Raw genomic sequence first — 1040 nt, 5'->3', positions numbered from 1 at the left:
GGCCCGCAAGGCGATTGCGGTCTGACAGGTCGCAAGATCATTGTGGACACCTACGGCGGTGCGGCTCCTCACGGTGGTGGCGCGTTCTCTGGGAAGGATCCTTCCAAGGTGGACCGTTCCGCTGCGTACGCTGGTCGCTATGTGGCAAAGAACGTTGTTGCTGCTGGTTTGGCAAGCAAGTGCTTGATTCAGATCTCTTACGCGATTGGCGTGGCTAAACCAACTTCAGTGATGGTGAGCACCTTTGGTACTGGCAAGATCTCTGACGAGAAGATTGCGCAACTGGTATCTGAGCACTTCGACTTGCGTCCAAAAGGCATCGTCAAGATGCTAAACCTCTTGCGTCCGATTTATCGTAAGACTGCTGCATATGGCCACTTTGGTCGTGAAGAGCCGGAATTTACTTGGGAACAGTGCGATAAGGCACCTGCCTTACGTGCAGCTGCTGGCTTGTAATCTGCTTTCTAGGCAGTAAATTGGCAGTATGTAGTCGTATTAAGACGAAATATGGCGAAATTGATTACAATTTCGCCATACCTTCAAGGAGCGTTGCAAGGAATACTGACAACCAGTGTTTCCCCAGGCTTGAAGGGAGTGGACTCCTAGGTAATCCCAGAGTTTGCTAATTGCAACTGCGCTCGCTAACCCATGATTCAATGGCTAGCGAGTTCTTACTCCAGCATTGGATCGTCTTTAGCTGGAGCATTCATGAGTACCGTTTCCGATTTAAACAATTTTGTTGCAACCCGTTGCGCTATTGCCGATATTTCTTTAGCTGACTTTGGCCGTAAAGAAATCGCTATTGCTGAAACTGAGATGCCTGGCCTGATCGCCATCCGCGATGAGTTTGCAGCACAACAACCTTTGCGTGGTGCCCGAATCACTGGCTCCTTGCATATGACTATTCAAACTGCAGTATTGATCGAGACTTTAGAAGCTCTCGGCGCTGAAGTGCAGTGGGCGTCTTGCAATATTTTCTCTACACAAGACCATGCTGCTGCTGCAATCGCTGCAAATGGCACGCCTGTTTTTGCGATCAA

Annotated in this window: 2 protein-coding genes and 1 riboswitch; both genes read left to right on the top strand. The window is 49.6% G+C overall.

Annotation, left to right across the window (positions count from 1 at the left end; translation table 11 throughout):
• Window positions 1–456 (top strand): methionine adenosyltransferase domain-containing protein (locus B7Y67_RS19245; RefSeq protein WP_293600009.1); only part of this gene is annotated, 456 nt, incomplete at its 5' end.
• A gap of 79 nt (window positions 457–535) precedes the next feature.
• Window positions 536–647, top strand: a riboswitch (S-adenosyl-L-homocysteine riboswitch).
• Window positions 648–708: 61 nt separating this feature from the next.
• Window positions 709–1040: adenosylhomocysteinase (locus tag B7Y67_RS19240; RefSeq protein WP_293600008.1), on the top strand; the 332-nt coding region annotated here is incomplete at its 3' end.

Source organism: Polynucleobacter sp. 35-46-11 (assembly GCF_002281105.1).
Note: the sequence above shows the minus strand (reverse complement) of the source record. Positions and strands in the feature narration are given on the sequence as shown.